Source organism: Bacillus sp. FJAT-29790, from assembly GCF_019039215.1.
Taxonomy (GTDB): domain Bacteria; phylum Bacillota; class Bacilli; order Bacillales; family Cytobacillaceae; genus Cytobacillus.
Genome location: NZ_JAHNZZ010000001.1, coordinates 2462757 through 2483066 on the forward strand (window position 1 = coordinate 2462757; position 20310 = coordinate 2483066).

The following is a 20310-nucleotide window of genomic DNA, read 5'->3' on the forward strand; positions in this document are numbered from 1 at the left end:
CTCCTCTTCCTTCTCTTATTCATGGATTGAAAATTGTTTTAAGAAACGTACATCATTTGTATAGAAATGACGGATATCATCTACGCCGTATTTCAACATAGCAATTCGCTCAGGCCCCATTCCGAAGGCAAAACCTGTGTACTTCTTGGAATCGAATCCGGCCAATTCTAGAACATTCGGATGAACCATCCCAGCACCAAGAATTTCGATCCAGCCTGTTCCTTTACACACGCTACAACCTTTTCCGCCGCAAATTTTGCAAGAAATATCCATCTCGACAGATGGCTCAGTGAATGGGAAGAAGCTTGGACGGAGACGAATTTCCCTGTCTTCTCCAAACATTTTCTTCGCAAATACTTGAAGCGTTCCTTTTAGGTCGGTCATGCGGATGTTTTCGTCAATCACAAGTCCTTCAATTTGCATAAATTGATGGGAGTGTGTGGCATCGTCATTATCCCGGCGATACACTTTTCCAGGGCAAATGATTTTTACTGGACCTTTCCCTTTATGCTTTTCCATTGTTCTTGCCTGTACTGGTGATGTGTGCGTACGGAGAAGAATCTCTTCTGTAATATAGAAAGAATCCTGCATATCACGGGCAGGGTGACCTTTCGGAAGATTTAACGCTTCGAAGTTATAATAATCTTTTTCCACCTCAGGTCCTTCAGCGATTGTATAGCCCATTCCGATGAATAAATCTTCAATTTCTTCAATGATACGAGTCAGTGGATGATGGTTTCCTTCTTTAACCGGACGGCCTGGAAGCGTGACATCAATTTTCTCAAGCGCAAGCTTTGCGTTTACAGCAGCTTCTTCTAGATGTTTCTGCTTTTCTTCGATCGCCGCTGTTATGGCATCCCTAACTTCATTCGCCAGTGACCCCATTTTCGGGCGTTCTTCAGCAGATAGTTTCCCCATCCCTTTGAGCACTTCCGTAATTGGCCCTTTTTTTCCTAAGTATGAGACGCGGATGTCGTTCAATTCTTTTAAATCAGCTGTCTGGCTGATTTTTTCTAACGCTTCAGTTTGCAATTCCTTTAAACGCTCTTGCATCTTAATATCCTCCTTTAATTCCTGTAATTCAGCTTTTTTTCCAAAATAAAAAACCTCTCCCAATAAAGGGACGAGGTTTTGGATTTCGCGGTACCACCCTTTTTAACACATGCGGGCAATTAAACAACCTTCATGTGTTCACTTCATTCAGATAACGGCGACTGCCGGTACATCTTTACATAGAAAAGCGGAAGCTGGACATGTTACAAAACCAAGCTTTTATTGCCATTCTAATGGTCCCGATGCCAACTCTGGAGGTGAATGTTCTTTTGCAATCCCTTGAAAATGCTCTCAGTCTAGGCGTTTTCTCCCTGAAAAGTTCCCTGCAAATTACTTTTCTCCGTCATTGTTTTATTTCATATAATTTGCTGTTATTATAGTATATTCTGCACATTGTTTCAAATTGTTTCATTAAAAAAAAGCTGTTTTCGCATATATTGTTGTTTTAGCCTACAAAGTTTGCCCGTTGATTTCCGCTACGGGCACTTGCTTTCCGCGGGGAGGGACGGGAGCCTCCTCGGCGTTACCGCCTGTGGGGTCTCCCGTTCCCTCTATCTCCCGCTGGAGTCAAGTGCCCTCCGCTCCAATCAACTCAGATTATTAAATAAAAATCGCATTATAAAAGCAACAAACTTTACGAAAATAGCCCTAAAAAACGATGCATATTATTCACGATCGTAAATAATACAGCAGAATTCCGGATGCGACTGCGACATTTAATGATTCACTTTTTCCGAAAATCGGGATATAAAGATTAGCAGTTGTTGCTTCTAGTAAGTTTTTACTAACGCCGCTTCCTTCATTGCCGACGATTAATGCGAATGCATCTGAATTTTGGATCTCCGTATACTCTTTTGCATTTTCTAAAGCTGTTCCGTATACCGGGATATTTTCTATTTTAAGCTTGGTTACCCATTCAAACAAGTTTCCCCTTAAAACAGGCAGATGGAAATGGCTTCCTTGTGCGGAGCGCAGGACTTTCGGATTGTAAATATCCACGCTTCCTTCACCAACGATGACAGCATCGATCCCAGCCGCATCCGCTGTTCTGATCATTGTACCTAAATTACCTGGGTCCTGAACAGCGTCGATTAATAAATAGCTTTTACCTTCAGTTGTGGTATGTTGTGATTGCTTGCAAACAGCCAACACTCCTTGTGGCGTTTCTGTATCTGACAAGCTTTGAATAATTTCATTCGTTACCATTGTAACAGGGATAGACCCATAATCCCACCCATGAGGCAGGCCAGTATCTTCACTTACAATGATTTCTACTATTTGATTACTCGAAAGTGCTTCTTCAACAAGATGAAAGCCTTCAACAATATATGTACCCGTTTTATCCCGTTCCTTTTTTGTCAAAAGCTTTTTCCATTGCTTGACTTGAGGATTACTTGCAGAGTGAATATACTTCAACACTGTCACTCCTTTATTTTTACTCCAATTTTCTTATTATAGCCCATTTAAAATACATAATAAATCCAAAAATAGAAAACATAATAATGAAATGAATTTTTGAAAGGAGTGCGTTAAATGAACTTAAACTTGCGTAACGCTATCATACACAATGTCTCAGGTAATTCACAGGACGAGCTGAAGGATACAATCGTTGATGCCATTCAGAACGGGGAAGAAAAAATGCTTCCTGGATTAGGCGTTTTATTTGAAGTCATTTGGAAAAATTCCTCTGAGCAAGATAAGCAAGAAATGCTTCATACATTGGAGAGTGGGTTAAAATAAGTACAAAGTTGAGCGGCTCTTTGCCGCTTTTTTTATGGGCCTACTATCAAAATAATTTTGTTAGATTATACTGCTGGACAATGCGGCAGCTCTATTGGACCGCTGGTGGTGAAATATCATGTTCACTGGCCAATAAAACCGCTCTATTGGACCATTGGTGGTGAAAAATCATGTTCAGGGGCTTATAGAACTGCTCTATTGGACCGCTACTGGAGAAAATCCATGTTCTGGGGCTTATAGAACCGCTCTATTGGACCACTGATAGTGAAAAATCATGTTCTGGGGCTTATAGAACTGCTCTATTGGACCGCTACTGGAAAAAATCCATGTTCTGGGGCTTATAGAACCGCTCTATTGGACCACTGATAGTGAAAAATCATGTTCAGGGGCTTATAGAACTGCTCTATTAGAGAAATATCATGTTTGGTTTTAATAACCCTTTTTCCATCTTATAAGAATACTCCGGGGTCGCCGGAGTATTTCAAAAAACATTATTCAAATGTAATTTTCTCAACTGTTTCCTTATCAAGGCGTTTAATTACTTCTGCAATCAGCTTCACAGCATTTTCGTAGTCATCGCGATGAAGCATGGCTGCGTGTGAATGAATGTACCGAGTTGCAATCGTAATTGAAAGTGCTGGAACCCCATTATGAGTGACATGGATAGCTCCCGAATCCGTACCGCCGCCAGCCATCGCATCAAATTGGTAAGGGATATTTAACTCGTCAGCAGTATCTGTTACAAAGTCACGCAATCCTTTGTGTGAAACCATGGACGCGTCATAAAGAATGATTTGTGGGCCTTTACCCATTTTACCTAAAGCTTCTTTTTCAGAAATTCCCGGTGTATCCCCTGCAATCCCTACATCGACACCGAAAGCAATATCCGGTTCAATTTTTTGTGCCGATGTCCTTGCACCACGAAGCCCAACTTCTTCTTGTACTGTACCAACTCCATAAACAATGTTTGGATGGTCAGCATCCTTTAATTCTTTTAATACGTCAATCGCAATCCCACAGCCAATGCGGTTATCCCATGCTTTCGCAAGCAGCATTTTTTCATTATTCATGACCGTAAATTCGAAGTATGGAACAACCATGTCACCCGGTCTAACGCCCCATTCCTTCACTTCTTCTTGGCTTGAAGCCCCGATATCAATAAACATATCCTTAATCTCTACCGGTTTTTTGCGAGCTTCTGGAGAAAGAATGTGTGGAGGCTTTGAACCGATTACGCCCGTTACATCCCCTTTTCTTGTCACAATCGTCACACGCTGAGCAAGCATCACTTGAGACCACCAGCCGCCAACGGTTTGGAAACGAAGGAATCCTTTCTCGTCAATGCTTGTAATCATGAAACCTACTTCATCAAGGTGGCCGGCAACCATTATTTTCGGACCGCCCTCTTTACCAACCTTTTTCGCAATTAAGCTTCCAAGGCCGTCTGTTGTCACTTCATCTGCATAAGGGGCTATGTATTTTTTCATGACTTCACGCGGTTCACGCTCATTGCCAGGAATTCCTTTCGCATCCGTTAATTCCTTCAGCATCGTTAATGTTGCATCTAAATTCGTCATTATTTCGACTCCCTTAATAATATGTATTCATTTCCATTATACAAAAGCAAGTATCTAATGTGCAAAAAAAATCTGTTCATAACCCGCTGTTTCCTTTTATATTAATTCACTATTTTAAATAGAAAAATCTACTCCCCCTCCGCTGTAAACGTCCGCTGTCCAAGTTCATTTTCTAGCATAAAGAATGCGTTGCTGTCTTTGTCGATTCTTTTTAGCTTTTGAATTAGGCCGTCAAACAGAGCTTCTTCCTCCACTTGCTCTTCAATAAACCATTTTAAAAACGTCATCGTGGCATGCTCCCGCTCGTCTAGGGCGATGTCAGCGAGATCATAAATGCGGCGTGTCACTTCTTTCTCCTGGATCAACCCTTTTTCAAACACATCTAACATAGAAGCAAAATCGTTATTCGGAGCATGGAAACCTTCGATTGATGCCCTTTCTCCCATGTCATTAATAAAATTATAGAACTTCATTGCATGGAAACGTTCTTCTTCCGCTTGCACAAGAAAGAAGTTAGCAAAACCATCCAAATTCTCCGCTGAACAATAAGCAGCCATCGCTAAATAAGCATGTGCGGAGTAAAACTCGTAATTCATTTGGTCATTTAAGCCTTTGATTAGTTTTTCGCTTAACATCTTAATCCCTCCTATTTTTTTAAGTAGTATATCCTATACCGGTAAGTGATAAGCAAATACCTACCTACATCAGACTAAAATGGGCTTGGTTCAGCTTATGTATAAATGGGGTGTATAACGAAAAAGCCTGCATGAGCAAAGTTTTTATTACTCATACAGGCTTTTTATATGATTATTTTTCACCCGGAAACATAATGGCAACGATAACTATATCATTATGGATTTGTTTAAAATAAATTCTAAACTTTTTAACGACAACACGAGACATTCCTTTATATGTCCCCAATTCCTCTGTATACATTCTTCCAACAACATTCGTTTTTAATAAATCCTCTGTTTCCAAGATAAATTGGGAAATATAGTCCAATGTTTCCTCTGGAGTATATCGGACACTTCGAAAATTGATTAATTTATTTCTAACACTCGGAAGCCAAATGATGTTTCGAGTATTTATTATTCAAAGTCCTTTTTGGATAACGATTGTAATAGCTCTGTTGTGGACATACCTAATCCTTGCTTATACTGCTCTTGGCTCTCCTTAATCATCCGCTTAAGCTCTGGATTAGCTTTAACATCAGAATGGATAGATTGTTGGTCTTCTTCTTGCAGAACAAGAGTGAATCTACCCTTTCCAGGAATAAAAAATTGGCAGACAGAGTTTTCACGGTCCATACTCGAAATGTATTTCATGAGTTCTTCTGTAGAATGAATTTCCCCCATGCAATCACCACCATTATTAAGATAACTAATGTCTTAATAATACCATACAAAATGATTACCTAAAAAGTGTATCTAAATAAAATTGATACCATTATAAAATCAATAAAATCTTCCGATCCATAATTTAAAACTAGTCCTATATCTCGTTATAATTTTTCCAACTGAAAGCGGGATGTTAAAAATTCTATGGAAAACGAGGTAGGCTCTAAGGTTTCCTTCATGCCAATTGAATTAAAACAATCTCATTTGCTCAGACACTTGCTCTCCGTCACCAATCACATATCCCATCGAGTTATAACCAGCAACGCGTTTTTCGTACATCGTTTTTAATACAGGGACTTTTTCATCAACAAAATCATACACTTGAACTACTTGCTTGCTGTCATAGTGACGACGAAGGCGACCTACGTATTGCTGCAAGGTGCCCTTCCATGAGATCGGCATCGTTAAAAATAGTGTATCGAGCCGAGCATCGTCAAAGCCTGCACCTATGAATTTACCAGTAGCGATAATAAGTCTTTCCTCATTACTTGGAATTGTAGATAACCTCTCAAGCTCTTTCTTCTGATCTTTTTTCTTCATGTTTCCAGCTAACACAATAATATTTTTGGCAAATCTATTGAATTGATTTTTCAATATTTCCAGGTGTTCAAGCCGCTCGGTTAAAATAATTGGGGACCGCCCTTCTTCCAATGACTTTAGAACATCATCAAATATTTGAAGATTCCGCGACGAATCAGATGCCAATTCCGCATAGATCTCATGAAACTCAGTTTTCTTCGTATTAAAATTGGTCTTCCTTGGAATTAATCGATGGCCAAACGGGCGAATTTTCGCTTGTGATTTTGCATTGATTTTAAAGCGGATTGGTCCGCATTGCATTGTGATAATTGGATGCATCCCATCTTTCCGTTTAGGCGTAGCTGTCAGTCCCAATACATATTTAGGACGAATTTGTTTTAATACATTTTCAAAAGTTATCGCTGAAATTATATGGCACTCATCTACAATTATTTGTCCATATTGGGTGATGAAGGATTTCAATTGACCTCCGTAATTTAAACTTTGGATTGTTGCGACATCCACTTTGCCAGTTATTTTATTTTTCCCTCCGCCTATTTGTCCAATCTCATTTGGAGATACATTTAGAAATGTTGCCAGCCGTTCGATCCATTGCTTCATTAATTGAGTACGATGCACAATGATAAGTGTATTTACCTTTCGCTCAGCAATGACAGCAGTAGCAACAACCGTTTTACCAAAACCTGTTGTTGCAGAAAGCGTACCCTGAGCTTCTTTTAACATTGTGTCCACGACCTCAGCTTGTTGCGAACTTAATGTCCCGCAAAAACCTACATTTATGTTTTCGCCTTCATAAGTTTGGTCAACAATATCTACTTTTATAGATTCTTTCTTAAGCAAATCTATCAACTCCTCCAAACACCCCCGCGGCAGAACCAAATCGTTCTGTTCATTATTTGTGCACTGGATTATTCTCGGAATTCCATGTGTAGAAAATCTTCCTGTTTGCGCTTTGTAAAACTCCGGATTATTAAATGATGCAATATTGCCTATCTGCGATAACAGAGGTGAAGGAATCCCAGTCTTCTTAATATAAATTCCATTTTTCAGTTCAATTCTAATCTTCCCCGGATGCACTACATGGTCATCCACTTCACTTCGAATAATAGCTCGAATATCTTCTTCCGATATTTTACAAACCGTTGATAAATACAGCCATTGATCCGGATAAGGTATAAAACTTTCATCAACAAATAAACTATTTCCGTTTTGTCCCGGCACCTTTTGAAGTGGTAAAGCAATGAGATTTCCAAAACCTCCTTTTGTCATAGTATCCTGGTTAGGAAACATACGATCAAAAGATTCCAAGTGAAATCCATCATTCTGTTCTTTTGTTTTTCTTAAAAGGAACGTTCCTAGTTTTCTTGCGGTCGCTGCTAAAACGGATGAAGAGAAGAAAATCCACACGTGTGCCCCGTTTCCCGACCTAGATCGTTCAATATGATAAGGAACTTTAAAGCTCTTACAAGTTTCCGAGAAAGCTAAAACATCTTGCTGCCATTGCTTCTTATCAAAATCAACAGCCAAAAACGTGCATGTATCATCTCGTAGCAATGGATAAATCCCGATTGTTATTTCACTATTCATATGTTCTTTAAGCACTCGATCTGTCAGAGGTAGCAGCTTACGATGCTGACATTGACTGCATTTTATATGTGGTTTTTGGCAAAGAGGCTTTTGCCATTCTAGTGCACATGCAGGGATGTATCCATTACCGCCATTTTCAGATTCCCAGCGCTTTGCATAGACGTCTGGCCGGCCTTTAAATAAATTTTTAAAAAGATATATCTTCTCTTCTAAAGGAGACTTTTTAGTTACTATTTTACTAGAGTGAATCGTACTTTGGTTATGCATCATCTTCATTAACAATTGTTTTAGATAATGGTTTTCCTTTCGGAGCTGTTCGAATTGTTCTTCCATATCAATCCCTCAGTCTAAATTATGTATAATACTATTATATCCAATTAGATTGAGAGAAAATCATGAGAAGATGCCAAAGATGAAACTTAAAGTATCTGAATTAAAAAAGCAGTTAAAAGACTATGATCAAAAGGAACTTATTCAACTCGTTGCCGATCTTTACAAGAAAAGTAAAGACGTGCAGTCATATTTATCCGTCCGATTTCTTGGCGAAACGGCAACCGTCGAATTGTTTAACGATGCAAAGAAAAAATCAAAAATGAATTTTTCCCTGAAAAAGGATTTGGTAAGTTACGTTTAAATGAAGCAAAAAAAGCCATTTCCGACTTCAAAAAACTTACAAGAGATGACTTAAGGACAACGGATCTTATGCTTTATTACGTCGAACAAGGTGTAGAATTTACATCTTCTTACGGCGATATAAACGAAAACTTTTATATCAGTATGGAAACGATGTATGAAAAGGTAACAAATATTTGTGATGAAGAGGAGGAGTACTATCAAGTTTTTGCAAACAGATTAGAACAAGTTGTGATAGATACAGATATCATGGGCTGGGGATTTCATGACCAACTTTCTTATTTGTACAGCTCTATGGGGCATAATAGGGAACAGGAAGAATGAGGAAAAACCCAATATGGCTGAGAGACTTTCCTCTTTCCTTTCAGCCTTTCTTGAAAACTGAAATAGGGATTCAGCCCACCACTTTAACACAGCGACGGAAAGACCCCGAATTTCCTTCAATATGCCAAGCGGTATATTAAAAATCTCTCAAAATGATTATGTTCATACAACCCTGGCAATTTGACCTCCTCTTTCAATTCAAAGGAAGTATGGTTTTCTAAAAAATAGATATAATCCTCTGATCCATAATATAGAACCAGTTCAATTTCCCGCTTTAATTTTTCCACCGAGAGTAAGATATTGTTTATGATCTTTATAAAAATTTGTAAGGAAAACGGATTGAAAAAATAAAAGCGATTGTCTAATGGATTAATCTGGTACTCTTCTGCAAGGCAACAATGAAACTGGATTTTATCTATCCTTTTCTTCGTTTTCTTCAAATAATTACTTCTATTTTCAATTGCTTCTCGATAGAAAATTTCGTTCATTTCTACCCCTATAACAGTGGCATTAAATAAATAATTGATATAGAAATTTAACCGCCCTTTACCACACCCAAAGTCAACGATCCGATCACTGCTTTTCAATTCATATTTATTAAATAATTGTTCTAGTGAACTATATGGTGTCGGCTCATAGCGATGATAGTGCATAGATTTGTTGAATCCCTTTTGGTCTCCACTTGTTTTAATGTTTAGCAATTCATCATAGTACTGTTCTTTCATTATTTTGCCCCTGTTCAATGAAAATTGAAATTTGACTATAATGATATCGATTTTTCTATAAGAATTAAAGTATTTCTTAAGTCTGAGCATAACAATAGAGGATATATAATACATGACTGCTAAGCAGGGCAGATTTTACATATTTTTTAATTGCTAAAATACAAAGAACATACCTTTAAGAATGCACTAGTTATTTAAGTAGTCTTAATTGAATATTTAGAATTATGCATTATTATATACTTAGGCTATTTTCGTAATGTTTGTTGCTTGTATAATGAGAATTTTATTTAATAATCTGAGTTGATTGGAGCGGAGGGCACTTGATTCCTCGAAAATGCTATCGCATTTCCTTCGTGCGTGGGCAAATTCAAGGATGTAAATTCAGTGTCCTGCGGGAATAGAGGGAAGCGGGAGACCCCACAGGCGGTAACGCCGAGGAGGCTCCCGTCCCCTCCCACGGAAAGCAAGCGCCCGCAGTGAAAATCAACGGGCAAACTTTGAAGGCCAAAACAACAATATATGCGAAAACAGCCTTTGGTTAATAGATTAATTAAAGGAGCGGATGGTGTATGAAGATTGAAATAGATGGTGAATCAAAAAAGTGGATCGAGTCTAAAGGCAAACAACTAACCGTGAAAACAATCGAAGTAAAGGGTTGCTGTGCACCAGGGGTTCAGGAGATAGTTGCTGTACCTGGAAAACCGAAGAGCTTAAATCACTATAATGAGTTTATCGTCGATAATCTATCAATATATATACAAAAACAGATTAGAGGCAAGGAAAAACTTACACTAAAATTATCAGGTATTGGCTTCTTTAAAACGATTTCAGCAAAGCTATATTAATATAGAAGAAAAAAAACAGCACTCATTCATATGAATGAGTGCTGTTTTTTAGGCAATTTCTCTTTCTGATTGTTCTACTAGTTCAGCTTGTGGTATTTTTGATAGCTTAATCCACTTATTAATGGAGGTAACAAGAATGACGAATCCAAGGATAAGCATGATGATGGAGAGTACACCATTTAAAACATTGAAACCTGCACTTTCTGCATTTAAATAGACGTTCTTTACCATCCAGTATCCTGCTACATTAACAGTTACATAAAGATAAGTAAGAGGGACTAAACATGTCAGCATATACCAACGCTTTTCAGCAATCTTGAGGACTACCGTCGCACCAATGATTAGACCGATCGAAGCCATTAATTGATTGGAAACTCCAAATAATGCCCAGACAGAACTGATATCGCCGGAATAAAGAAGATAACCCCAGAATAAGCAAGCTAAAGCACTGGCAATCACATTCGCAGGCAATGAATCTGTACGCTTTAATGGTTTAATAAATTCCCCACCGAAATCTTGGATAAGATAGCGGGCAACCCGTGTTCCTGCATCAATGGCTGTTAAGATAAAGACTGCTTCAAATAGGATTACAAATTGGTAAAAGAAGGATGCCATTTTCGAGAAAATTGGAATTTCCGTGAAGATGTATGTCATCCCTACAGCAAGAGTAACAGCCCCGCCCGTTCTCCCTTCCAGGTCCATTCCAATTTCTTCGCTAAGCTGGTTTAGATGAACAGTTTCCATTCCTAGTGTTGCATATTTCTCAGGTGTTGAATTGATGGCAAAATAATCTCCCGGTTGTAAAGATACAGCTGCAATTAACGCCATGACTGCAACTAAACATTCAACAAGCATGGATCCGAAAGCTACACCTTTCACATCGCTCCAACGATTAATCATCTTCGGCGTTGTACCGGAACCAACGAATGCGTGAAAGCCTGAAATCGCTCCACAAGCAATCGTAATGGAAACGAATGGCCAAACAGGACCCGCAATAATAGGACCACCGCCATTAATAAATTCTGTAAATGCCGGGAATTGAACAGCTGGGTTCACATAGAATACCCCAAGTATTAATGCGACAAATACCCCGATTTTCATAAAAGTACTTAAATAATCTCGCGGTGCCAGCAAAAACCAGACAGGTAACGCAGCAGCAAAGAATGCATAAATTGGTAGTGCAAGAGCAAGAGTACTTTTTTCAAGTGTTAAGAAATCACCTAAAGCTGTACCTTGAATGTTTGGTCCCAAAAAGACAGCTAGCATAATTAAACCGAAACCAACAATCGTCGCAAATTTTAAGTTGCCTGTCTTCTTATGATACAATCCAACCCCCATAGCAATCGGAATAGTAATAGCAACAGCGAATGTTCCCCATGGGTTTCTTTCTAATGCACTTAGGACAACTAAGGAAAGACCTGCCATAGTAATCGTAATGATAAATAACATTGCTAAGCCTGTACAAAATCCTGCAACAGGGCCGAGTTCTTCTTTTGCTATCTCCGATAAAGATTTTCCATCTCTTCTCATAGAGGCGAAGAGAACAACCATGTCGTGAACAGCTCCGCCGATGACAGCACCAATTAGGAGCCAAAGTAATCCTGGTAAATAACCGAATTGGGCTGCTAAGATCGGTCCAACTAACGGACCCGCTGCAGCAATCGCCGCAAAATGATGACCAAATGAAACCCATTTATTCGTGGGTACATAATCTTGCCCATCTTCTAATTTATGAGCTGGAGTTGGCTTTGAATCATTAAGTTTCAAAACCTTTGCCGCCACAAATGTCCCATATAAACGATAAGCAATTAAGAGTATGCAAATAGCACCAATAACGATTGAAACTGCATTCATTTTCCCATTCCCCCTTTAGTTCACATATATACTCCATTTATCATACAAAACAAAATTGCTTTAATTTCATTTTCAGGATAAAGCACATAAATAGGGAGATGGATTACATGAATTTGCAGTTGAATTACAAAGATTCTGTTTATTTAAAAAATCAGAAATCTAAGAGCTGCTTCAATTCCTTTACATAGGTTCGGCTGACTGGAACTTTGGAGCTGTCCTTCATGATTAAATTATATGTAGAGTTAAACCAAGGCTCTATTTCATCGATGTGATCTACGTTCACAATGAAACTGCGGTGAACACGGAGAAATTGGTCTTTATTTAACTTTTTCTCCAAGGCGACAAGTGCCTCACTTATTTTGTATTCTTGTTCAATCGTTTTGATTGTACACTTACCTTCACTAGATTCTAAATAAATGATGTCAGCGTATGTTAATAAAATAATTCTTTCATCGACAATGACTGCGATTTTTCCATTTCGATCATTTTTCAAAGGGGAGTGGGTAGGAACATTCTGATTCCCGATTTTCTGCATTTTCTTAATTTTTTCTAATGTTTTTTGAATGCGATTTTCATCATAGGGCTTTAAAATATAATCAACTGCATTTAATTCAAACGCCTGTAGAGCATATTCGTCATATGCAGTTGCAAAGACAATAGCTAGTGTTTGATCAAGGGCTTCTAATTGTTTAGCTAAGCTTAATCCATTATCCTCACCAAGTTCAATATCGAGAAAAACAAGATCAGGCCTTAGTTCTGAAATATCTGCTACAGCATCCTCGAGACAATCACTTTCACCTAAGATTTTCACTCTTTTGCTTCGAATAAGCAGATATTTTAATTCATCCCTTGCCAATGGTTCATCATCCACTATATAGGCTCTTAACATCGCGTTCATAAACTCCTTTACTGTCGAGCGGAATGGAAATCGTAATGGTTGATCCAATACCAACTTGACTTTTTATCGTTATGCTAGCTAGACCGTTATAAATCCCTTTTAGACGCTCGCTTATATTAAAGAGGGCTGTCCCATTTCCTTTTTCTGAATGTACAATTTGATTACCGAGCACTTTTATCCTGTCTTTAGGAATGCCTTTTCCGTTATCTGCTACAATAATTTTCAATTGATTGTTTTCGGAAAAAATCCGGATGGTGATTTCCCCTTTGGTTTTGCTCCGCGGAAAGCCGTAATGAATTGCATTTTCTACCAATGGCTGCAAGGTAAACGGTGGAATTAGTACTTTTTCAAGATCTGATTCGATTTGAAAATCCATGCCGTACTTATTTGGAAAACGAGTCTGTTCCAATGAGATATAGGACCTTACATTCTCCAATTCTTTCTCTAAAGGAATAAGTATCTGCCTAGCCGCTTGTAGATTTCCACGGAAAAATGAGCTTAAGTCTAAAAGCAATTTTCGGGCTTTATTTACATCTGTTCGGCATAGAACGGAGATGGTATTAATGCTATTAAATAAAAAGTGCGGATGAATTTGTGCATGCAAAGCTTTTATTTCTGCTTCCTTCAACAATTTCGTCTGGTGTTCAGCTTCTGCAAGCTCTAGTTGAGTAGAAAATAAATTAGCAAGTCCTTCTGCTAATTGCTCCTGTACTTTATCTAGCTTTTCAGGCTGATTATAATACATTTTCAAAGTCCCAACAATTTCATTTTTTACTTTTAAAGGGAGGACAATCGCTGCTTCTAATGGACAAATACGATGACTGCAAAAAATATCTTCCTTTGTTTTTACAATTGCAATTTTACCGCTTTCCAGCACTTTTCTAGTTAATCCAGTAGCAAGCTTTTCCTTAGGAATATGGTGATCTGAAGCGATGCCAACATGAGCTAAGACTTGATGGTCATTTGTTATTGAGACCGCATCGGCATGTGTCAGCTTTAGCATGATTTCCGATATTTCTTTACATGAATGCGTATTTAAGCCTTGGCGAAAGAAAGGCAGCGTTTGATCGGCAATTTGAAAGGCAAGATTCGTTTGGTTTGCACGTGCACGCACCTCTTCATGCATGATTGATTTGATAATGAACATGAACAGCAATGTTCCAAACCCATTGACAAAAATCATTGGAAAGCCAATCACCTGTACGAGAGCCCAAGCATGTTCAAACGGCTTTGCTGTCACGAGAATGATCAGCATTTGTAAGGCTTCCAATGACATTCCAATTATAACCGCATAGAAAGCTGAAATATTTTTCCCTTTTAATTTTCGTCTCCTTCCTAAATATCCAGCAATAATTCCAGCAATAATAGTAGAAATTGAACAAGAAAAAGCCGTAAAGCCACCCAATGTATAACGGTGGACTCCTGCAATTAGACCAGCTCCTGCGCCTACCATTGGACCGCCAAGCAAGCCGCCGATGACAATCCCCATCACTCTCGTATTCGCTAGCGCACTTTCAGGATCAATGCTTGAAAGCCACCCCGCTTTATTGATTGTATTTTGATGAATTTCTATTCCTGTATAATTACTAATTATTCCGAATATGCCAAAAAGCAAAATAAGCATGATTTTCTCAATTATGTTGTGCTCATTTTGAACAATTTGACGAAATGATCTAATTTGAGATAATAAAAAAGCGACAATTACGATGATTCCGACTTTTTCAAGCATTAATGGCGCCAAATTAAACATTATCACTCACCCTTTATTTACATCATCCAAAACGTTCGTTACGGTACGGACACAGTGTTGGACTCTCCAGTGTATGCTACAATTTTACCATACAACCGCTATTAAAGAGGTTAACTTTTTGGGCTTCAAATAATATTACATATACTACCAGAACATACTTTACTGGATACTGTATTTAATTTATCACAGGGGTGGGTTATCAAATTTTATTATAATATTGATACTCCATCAAGACACACTCAATTCTTCTAACTAGATAATTCCCTACGGAAAAAAATAGAGTGGAGTGCCTCGCACGGGATAAAAATTTAGTACAGCAGAAGAATACCTCGGCCAGTTCTATCCATAGGTCTATAATTTAGGATACTCATTCTGAAAATGTTATACTAAATATTTAATACTATATTTTACATAATTAACTTATAAAGGAGTATATAGAATGCAAAATTTACAAGGGAAGAACGCTTTAATTACTGGGGCAGGCAGAGGGATCGGACGGGCAACAGCGATCGCTTTTGCTAAAGAAGGCATCAATGTAGGGCTTATCGGAAGAACATTCGAAAATCTTGAGAACGTAGCAAAAGAACTTGAAGGGTACGGAGTAAATGTTACAGCGGCTGTCGCTGATGTGTCGGAAAACGAGTCTGTCATGGTGGCTGTCGAACATATCAAATCAGAACTCGGCCCAATTGATATCCTTATCAACAATGCGGGTATCGGAAAATTTGGTAAGTTCCTCGACCTCTCTCCTGAAGAATTCAAAAATATTATCGATGTGAACTTGATGGGTGTTTATTATGTCACAAGAGCTGTTCTGCCGGACATGATTGAGAGAAATTCAGGGGACATCATCAATATTTCATCTACTGCTGGACAAAAAGGCGCACCGGTAACAAGCGCATACAGCGCTTCAAAATTTGGCGTTTTAGGACTTACTGAATCGCTCATGCTAGAAGTGAGAAAGCATAACATCCGTGTCAGTGCATTGACGCCAAGTACGGTTGCGACAGATTTAGCTTTCCAAGAAAATCTTACGGATGGCAATCCTGAGAAAGTAATGCAGCCGGAAGATTTAGCAGAAGTAATGGTTGCACAGTTAAAACTGCACCCGCGCATCCTCGTAAAATCAGCAGGATTATGGTCGACGAATCCTTAATTCATATGAAAAGCCTTCCGAATTTTCCGGAAAGCTTTTCATTATTTAATGGTAGATGCACAAATTAATATCTTACTCGTTTAACATATTGTCGTTCTTCAAATCGAATTGTTTTAAGTTGCTATATTTTTTGAAAATGTACGCGTGCTTTCGCTGCTACTTCCTCCGGCACTTTATATGTAAGTGGCTCTTGATGTAGAGCTTGGGAAAAGTTCATATCGCTTGTGTCAAGCATTCCAACAGTAAAACGTGGAATGAGACGAGCATGAATAGACTGCTTCGATGCCGCATCTATTGAAACATGTAACGCCATGTTGAAGCTTGCAAAACCCTGCTCTGTTAGGGTGGAGAAAATGGCCTGCAGCCCTGCCGCAAAATCCTCCCAATCTTGTTCTTCAATGTCATGAATCGTGTTTTTCCCGGGGAAAACGGCAATGAAATCATTATGGCCTTTAGGGGCGTAAGCATGCATCCAAGCAACATTTCCCTGTTCACCAATCCATCTTTCACCAAGTGATTTTTCTGTTTCATAAAGAGAAGTAAAGTATTCATTCTCACTCTCATAAGCGTTTGCCTTTTCATTAATAAGCGCTTGATAGTTTGTTGGAGATTCCGATACAATTACGTGCAAATGTGGATGAAGGACACTGCCACCTGAATATGGAAGATGGTTCCAATTAATAGATGCATAGCGTACCTCATTATCAGATACAATTACTTTTTGAATATAATTCTGCGCTGCAATAAACGTATCTTTCATGATTGTTGGCGTAAATTCCTTCAAACGAATATAATGTTGGCCGGAGAAGATTACAACTCCGTTATGCTTGCTATATGGGAATAGATTTGGAAATACAACCGCTTCTCCTTGAAAAATTCGTCCTTGTTCGGTAATTTCTTTTTGAAAAACGGGTGTCATCTTTAATAAATTTTCCGAACAGAACGGACATTTAGCTCCTCCATTTTGTTCAGCTACCTCTGTATAATCTGGCGGTGTAAGCACCAGCCCCGGATCGAAAATAAGACGTGACGATTCCCCTGTTAGCGGATCAAAGCGCACTTCCGTTTTCCGTTCGATCAAATTTCCCTGACTATCGTTAAACCTAAACCATTCCGCTTTTTTCTGAAATTTTATTGTCATTTTTCCTCCCCCTTTTGGTACCAAATTAATTCATGTTTACCTAATCTTGAATTTAACACTCTGACGAGGTGCCAGGCACTTACCAAAATCGAAAGATAAATATGGATCATAATATCCTTCCACAATCGTTTGTCAATTTCCTTCTATTTAGTAGAATGCGTGCCTTTTTGAAAGATAAGAGTAAATAAATCTTGATTAAATGGGGAAAATTCAGAGTAACAAATGCATTCTCAAAGGGGAGCATGTTAGAAGGATCAGGATCATCGCTTATGTGGGCGACGGAGATATCATAGGGTATATTGGTATGCATTACAAAATTGCAAATCTAGAATAGGAGTAAAAATATGACATCAAAAACTCAAAAAGAGGGAAGTCTTCTTGCACAACCAAAGGCAGTATGGGCAGTCTTTTTCGCAAGTATCATTGCCTTCATGGGATTAGGTCTAGTTGATCCGATTTTGCCTGCAATTGCGAACAAATTAAACGCCACGCCTAGTCAAGTCACCTTACTTTTCACTAGCTATAATGCGGTTATGGCGGTGGCTATGCTCATTACCGGTACAGTTTCGTCAAGGATTGGCATCAAGTGGACATTACTTACTGGTATAGTTATTATTGCTTTGTTTTCAGCACTCGGAGGCCTTTCAAACGATATATGGACTCTCGTTGGTCTTAGAGGAGGTTGGGGCCTAGGAAATGCTCTATTCGTTGCTACAGCTTTAGCCGCTATCGTATCCCTTTCGAATAGTGGAACCGCGAAAGCTATCATTTTGTATGAGGCAGCGATCGGACTTGGAATTTCAGTAGGGCCACTGCTTGGTGGCTGGTTGGGAGCTATTTCATGGAGAGGTCCGTTTCTTGGGGTTGCCACGTTAATGGTTATTGCTTTTATTGGACTTTCTACATTAATGCCAAAAACCAATACCCATGCTGTAAAATCAAAAACATCTTTACTAGATCCGTTTCGTGCCTTAAAGCACCGTTCTCTCTTAGTATTCGGTATCGCAGCTGGCCTTTACAACTTTGGTTTCTTCACCTTGTTGGCTTACGCACCTTTCGTAATGGGATTAGACGAGCATGGGTTGGGCTTTGTATTCCTTGGCTGGGGCATTTTACTTGCCATAACATCTGTTTTCATGGCTCCAAAGCTCCAACAATGGTTGGGTACAATTAAATCCATGTGTATTATGCTAAGTTTATTCGCTCTACTACTGGTAGTGATGGGGATCTGGACGTCGACGCAGTGGGTAGTTATTGCTGCTGTAATTCTAGCTGGTGCATTATTAGGGAATAATAATACGTTAATTACGACAGCTGTAATGAATGCCGCTCCTGTCGAACGCTCTACGGCGTCTGCAGCATACAGCTTCCTGCGCTTCCTAGGAGGAGCCGTGGCACCGTTTATGGCTGGTAAACTGGCTGAGGTTTACAACCCAAATCTGCCATTCTTCATTGGTGCTGTGTTTGTATTTATTTCGGTCCTATTTATCTGGTTCAATTATAAACATGTTAAGCATGTCGATTATGTTGAATCAACCCATTAATTTAAAGGATTTTCCTCTGGAAGATCCTTTAATTAATCGGCGGCTAAACATTGATACTTCTAGTATCTCGTTGAGCTAACGTAAAACAACTCTTTAAGATTTAAGTATTTATTATCTAATCGAATTAAAAAAGCCTTTCAAGACGAAAAGGCTCTATGTCACACTTCTTATTAATTCTTCTAATACCCATCCTGCTGTCTCTGATAATTCACTTCATTCTTATCCATATAAGCCTTTTCCGTTTCTTCAGCATTAAATCCTAATAACTCTCCTAGGTCTAAATAGGCTTGAAAAAGCTTCTTATAATCTTCCATTGACCGGCTTGTCCTGAATTTGCTGATTTGTTCAAAAACAAATAAAAACTGCTCAGTTGCAGATTCTTTTTTAAGAAGATCTACTGAGTAGTTGTTCTCCTGATCAAAGCCGCACTCAATCCCTAAGGACAATATAAAATGAACCCCGTCTACAAACTCTTCCAAAACAGTTTCCTTTGGTGAGGATGGCTTCAGGCTCCAAAACTTGAAGCATCTTGTTTCATTCGCGAGCTCCCCCAATTCAACTAGAAGTGCCAGCACCTTGCGATCAAATAGATCTTCCGCTTGCAATTGATGCTTCGTTTCTATGTGCTGGTCAAGACCCGTTTGCATGTCAAATAATTTTCGATAATTCATTTTCCACCGTCCTAGTTAATCTTTTTAATAATACTTTTGTGAAAGCGTATAAAAAAATTATAGCAAATTAAGAAAAAGATGAAACTTTTTTGTTAGTTATTCGTATGTAAAGGAAAAAACATTGGAGGGCTTGTTATGATGTGGCTGCTGCGCTTGCTGTTATTTGCACTCATTTTCTTTCTCATTTACAGCGTTGTAAAATACTTGTTAAATCCGAAGCGGAAGCTTGAACTTGCCCACGAACAGAAAAGGTATTATTTTTTAGATGATCAGGACAATGTCCGTAAGAATTTCCTAATAACCTATAAAGGTGTTTTATTTGAAGGCGAGAAATATTTAGGAACAACGGAAAATGCTTTTGAGGTCATCTCCATCTTTATCTGGCCCCGAAGCACTGCCGCCCTAAAGGGAATGGTTCGGGAGGATTTACAATTCATCGAAAGAAAGATAAACGAAAATTATCCAAATGCTAGAATTGATTGGAAAAGTCCGATTAAAGAGTTTATGCAGAAGAACCAATCGCCTGAAACCCCATTTAATGAACCTAATTAAAAAACTTTCGGATATCCTAACAGTTTCTTTTGACGTGCAAAATAATATAAAACATACCGTTTCTTATAGTAAATCGCAAATAAATAACAAATGAATTCGCAGTATAATTCACATACAAAAGAGCTTAGGAATTTCCCTAAGCTCTTAGTCATTTTAAAGTACATTTGTTTGATTGGGAAATTACTTTCTTTTTAGAATAAACTTTTATTTCCTCTATATCAGCGATCTTGCATTTACCATGTGACACTCTTTTTTCTCTTTTCGGTAAATGAAAGGCTCTTGCATTTACCATGCGACACTCTTTTTTCTCTTCTCGGTAAATG

The 20310-nt window shown here is 38.5% G+C and carries 20 protein-coding genes and 1 other annotated feature; of the genes, 7 read left to right on the top strand and 13 right to left on the bottom strand.

All coding sequences use genetic code 11. The annotated features are described in order from the left end of the window. Positions 1 to 15 precede the first annotated feature (15 nt). Both pheS and BGM26_RS11640 read right to left on the bottom strand, forming a co-directional pair. Positions 16 to 1053, bottom strand: a complete 1038-nt coding sequence (gene pheS, locus BGM26_RS11635; protein WP_217039978.1) for a phenylalanine--tRNA ligase subunit alpha — start codon at positions 1051 to 1053, stop codon at positions 16 to 18. A 63-nt stretch (positions 1054 to 1116) separates the two neighbouring features. Beyond that, positions 1117 to 1409, bottom strand: a binding site (T-box leader). Between the two features lie 313 nt (positions 1410 to 1722). Continuing rightward, the gene (locus BGM26_RS11640) at positions 1723 to 2469 is read right to left on the bottom strand and encodes a TrmH family RNA methyltransferase (protein ID WP_217039979.1); all 747 of its coding nucleotides are present in this window, start codon (positions 2467 to 2469) and stop codon (positions 1723 to 1725) included. Positions 2470 to 2586: 117 nt separating this feature from the next. Here BGM26_RS11640 and sspI point away from each other — a divergent pair, with 117 nt between their 5' ends. Then, complete coding sequence (sspI, locus tag BGM26_RS11645; protein WP_217039980.1) at positions 2587 to 2793, top strand: small acid-soluble spore protein SspI; 207 nt, start codon at positions 2587 to 2589, stop codon at positions 2791 to 2793. A gap of 491 nt (positions 2794 to 3284) precedes the next feature. Here sspI and BGM26_RS11650 read toward each other — a convergent pair whose 3' ends face one another. The 5 genes from BGM26_RS11650 to BGM26_RS11670 form a co-directional block, all read right to left on the bottom strand. Further along, entirely contained in the window at positions 3285 to 4370 is a 1086-nt protein-coding gene (locus BGM26_RS11650) for a M42 family metallopeptidase (protein WP_217039981.1), read from the bottom strand. Between the two features lie 128 nt (positions 4371 to 4498). Then, positions 4499 to 5005: a ferritin gene (locus tag BGM26_RS11655; protein ID WP_217039982.1), complete on the bottom strand. Its 507-nt coding sequence runs from the start codon at positions 5003 to 5005 to the stop codon at positions 4499 to 4501. A gap of 172 nt (positions 5006 to 5177) precedes the next feature. Further along, positions 5178 to 5372, bottom strand: coding sequence for a hypothetical protein (locus BGM26_RS11660; protein WP_254119242.1), 195 nt, complete (start codon positions 5370 to 5372; stop codon positions 5178 to 5180). 86 nt (positions 5373 to 5458) lie between these two features. Next, entirely contained in the window at positions 5459 to 5725 is a 267-nt protein-coding gene (locus BGM26_RS11665) for a hypothetical protein (protein WP_217039983.1), read from the bottom strand. A 231-nt stretch (positions 5726 to 5956) separates the two neighbouring features. Further along, the gene (locus BGM26_RS11670) at positions 5957 to 8227 is read right to left on the bottom strand and encodes a TOTE conflict system archaeo-eukaryotic primase domain-containing protein (RefSeq protein ID WP_217039984.1); all 2271 of its coding nucleotides are present in this window, start codon (positions 8225 to 8227) and stop codon (positions 5957 to 5959) included. 79 nt (positions 8228 to 8306) lie between these two features. Between BGM26_RS11670 and BGM26_RS21535 the strand changes: the two genes are divergently transcribed. Beyond that, complete coding sequence (locus tag BGM26_RS21535; RefSeq protein ID WP_254119244.1) at positions 8307 to 8528, top strand: hypothetical protein; 222 nt, start codon at positions 8307 to 8309, stop codon at positions 8526 to 8528. Next, positions 8480 to 8851, top strand: coding sequence for a DUF6155 family protein (locus tag BGM26_RS21540; protein ID WP_367949337.1), 372 nt, complete (start codon positions 8480 to 8482; stop codon positions 8849 to 8851). The genes BGM26_RS21535 and BGM26_RS21540 overlap by 49 nt, the downstream gene beginning before the upstream one ends. Before the next feature lie 116 nt (positions 8852 to 8967). Here BGM26_RS21540 and BGM26_RS11680 read toward each other — a convergent pair whose 3' ends face one another. After that, positions 8968 to 9576: an SAM-dependent methyltransferase gene (locus BGM26_RS11680; RefSeq protein WP_217039985.1), complete on the bottom strand. Its 609-nt coding sequence runs from the start codon at positions 9574 to 9576 to the stop codon at positions 8968 to 8970. 569 nt (positions 9577 to 10145) lie between these two features. On the opposite strand from BGM26_RS11680, the gene BGM26_RS11685 reads away from it, so the two are divergent. Next, complete coding sequence (locus tag BGM26_RS11685) at positions 10146 to 10421, top strand: CC/Se motif family (seleno)protein (protein WP_217039986.1); 276 nt, start codon at positions 10146 to 10148, stop codon at positions 10419 to 10421. Positions 10422 to 10469: 48 nt separating this feature from the next. On the opposite strand, the gene BGM26_RS11690 is transcribed toward BGM26_RS11685, so the two are convergent. The 3 genes from BGM26_RS11690 to BGM26_RS11700 form a co-directional block, all read right to left on the bottom strand. Continuing rightward, positions 10470 to 12275 carry a carbon starvation CstA family protein gene (locus BGM26_RS11690; protein WP_217039987.1) on the bottom strand — a complete coding sequence of 602 codons (1806 nt, stop codon included), beginning with the start codon at positions 12273 to 12275 and terminating at the stop codon, positions 10470 to 10472. Positions 12276 to 12426: 151 nt separating this feature from the next. After that, a complete protein-coding gene (locus tag BGM26_RS11695) occupies positions 12427 to 13164 on the bottom strand; it encodes a LytR/AlgR family response regulator transcription factor (protein WP_217039988.1) in 738 nt (245 codons plus the stop codon). After that, positions 13139 to 14923: a sensor histidine kinase gene (locus BGM26_RS11700; RefSeq protein WP_217039989.1), complete on the bottom strand. Its 1785-nt coding sequence runs from the start codon at positions 14921 to 14923 to the stop codon at positions 13139 to 13141. The genes BGM26_RS11695 and BGM26_RS11700 overlap by 26 nt, the downstream gene beginning before the upstream one ends. Before the next feature lie 439 nt (positions 14924 to 15362). On the opposite strand from BGM26_RS11700, the gene BGM26_RS11705 reads away from it, so the two are divergent. Then, positions 15363 to 16079 carry a 3-ketoacyl-ACP reductase gene (locus tag BGM26_RS11705; RefSeq protein WP_217039990.1) on the top strand — a complete coding sequence of 239 codons (717 nt, stop codon included), beginning with the start codon at positions 15363 to 15365 and terminating at the stop codon, positions 16077 to 16079. A gap of 121 nt (positions 16080 to 16200) precedes the next feature. Here the strand turns inward: BGM26_RS11705 and BGM26_RS11710 are convergent, their stop codons facing one another. Continuing rightward, a complete protein-coding gene (locus BGM26_RS11710) occupies positions 16201 to 17220 on the bottom strand; it encodes a hypothetical protein (protein ID WP_217039991.1) in 1020 nt (339 codons plus the stop codon). 344 nt (positions 17221 to 17564) lie between these two features. Here BGM26_RS11710 and BGM26_RS11715 point away from each other — a divergent pair, with 344 nt between their 5' ends. Beyond that, positions 17565 to 18764 (top strand): MFS transporter, encoded by a 1200-nt coding sequence (locus tag BGM26_RS11715; protein WP_217039992.1) that lies wholly within the window; start codon positions 17565 to 17567, stop codon positions 18762 to 18764. 179 nt (positions 18765 to 18943) lie between these two features. Here the strand turns inward: BGM26_RS11715 and BGM26_RS11720 are convergent, their stop codons facing one another. Then, on the bottom strand, positions 18944 to 19435 hold the full coding sequence (locus tag BGM26_RS11720; protein WP_217039993.1) for a dUTP diphosphatase: 492 nt from the start codon (positions 19433 to 19435) through the stop codon (positions 18944 to 18946). Between the two features lie 135 nt (positions 19436 to 19570). On the opposite strand from BGM26_RS11720, the gene BGM26_RS11725 reads away from it, so the two are divergent. After that, complete coding sequence (locus BGM26_RS11725) at positions 19571 to 19987, top strand: sigma-w pathway protein ysdB (RefSeq protein WP_217039994.1); 417 nt, start codon at positions 19571 to 19573, stop codon at positions 19985 to 19987. The last annotated feature ends 323 nt before the right edge of the window (positions 19988 to 20310 follow it).

Bases quoted from the DNA above. Each gene is read 5' to 3' on its own strand.
- BGM26_RS11665 (WP_217039983.1), bottom strand. From the start codon at position 5,725: ATGGGGGAAATTCATTCTACAGAAGAACTCATGAAATACATTTCGAGT.
- BGM26_RS11705 (WP_217039990.1), top strand. From the start codon at position 15,363: ATGCAAAATTTACAAGGGAAGAACGCTTTAATTACTGGGGCAGGCAGA.
- BGM26_RS11700 (WP_217039989.1), bottom strand. From the start codon at position 14,923: ATGTTTAATTTGGCGCCATTAATGCTTGAAAAAGTCGGAATCATCGTA.
- BGM26_RS11655 (WP_217039982.1), bottom strand. From the start codon at position 5,005: ATGTTAAGCGAAAAACTAATCAAAGGCTTAAATGACCAAATGAATTAC.
- sspI (WP_217039980.1), top strand. From the start codon at position 2,587: ATGAACTTAAACTTGCGTAACGCTATCATACACAATGTCTCAGGTAAT.
- BGM26_RS21535 (WP_254119244.1), top strand. From the start codon at position 8,307: ATGAAACTTAAAGTATCTGAATTAAAAAAGCAGTTAAAAGACTATGAT.
- BGM26_RS11710 (WP_217039991.1), bottom strand. From the start codon at position 17,220: ATGACAATAAAATTTCAGAAAAAAGCGGAATGGTTTAGGTTTAACGAT.
- pheS (WP_217039978.1), bottom strand. From the start codon at position 1,053: ATGCAAGAGCGTTTAAAGGAATTGCAAACTGAAGCGTTAGAAAAAATC.
- BGM26_RS11680 (WP_217039985.1), bottom strand. From the start codon at position 9,576: ATGAAAGAACAGTACTATGATGAATTGCTAAACATTAAAACAAGTGGA.
- BGM26_RS11650 (WP_217039981.1), bottom strand. From the start codon at position 4,370: ATGACGAATTTAGATGCAACATTAACGATGCTGAAGGAATTAACGGAT.
- BGM26_RS11715 (WP_217039992.1), top strand. From the start codon at position 17,565: ATGACATCAAAAACTCAAAAAGAGGGAAGTCTTCTTGCACAACCAAAG.
- BGM26_RS11720 (WP_217039993.1), bottom strand. From the start codon at position 19,435: ATGAATTATCGAAAATTATTTGACATGCAAACGGGTCTTGACCAGCAC.
- BGM26_RS11670 (WP_217039984.1), bottom strand. From the start codon at position 8,227: ATGGAAGAACAATTCGAACAGCTCCGAAAGGAAAACCATTATCTAAAA.
- BGM26_RS11690 (WP_217039987.1), bottom strand. From the start codon at position 12,275: ATGAATGCAGTTTCAATCGTTATTGGTGCTATTTGCATACTCTTAATT.
- BGM26_RS11725 (WP_217039994.1), top strand. From the start codon at position 19,571: ATGATGTGGCTGCTGCGCTTGCTGTTATTTGCACTCATTTTCTTTCTC.
- BGM26_RS11695 (WP_217039988.1), bottom strand. From the start codon at position 13,164: ATGTTAAGAGCCTATATAGTGGATGATGAACCATTGGCAAGGGATGAA.
- BGM26_RS11685 (WP_217039986.1), top strand. From the start codon at position 10,146: ATGAAGATTGAAATAGATGGTGAATCAAAAAAGTGGATCGAGTCTAAA.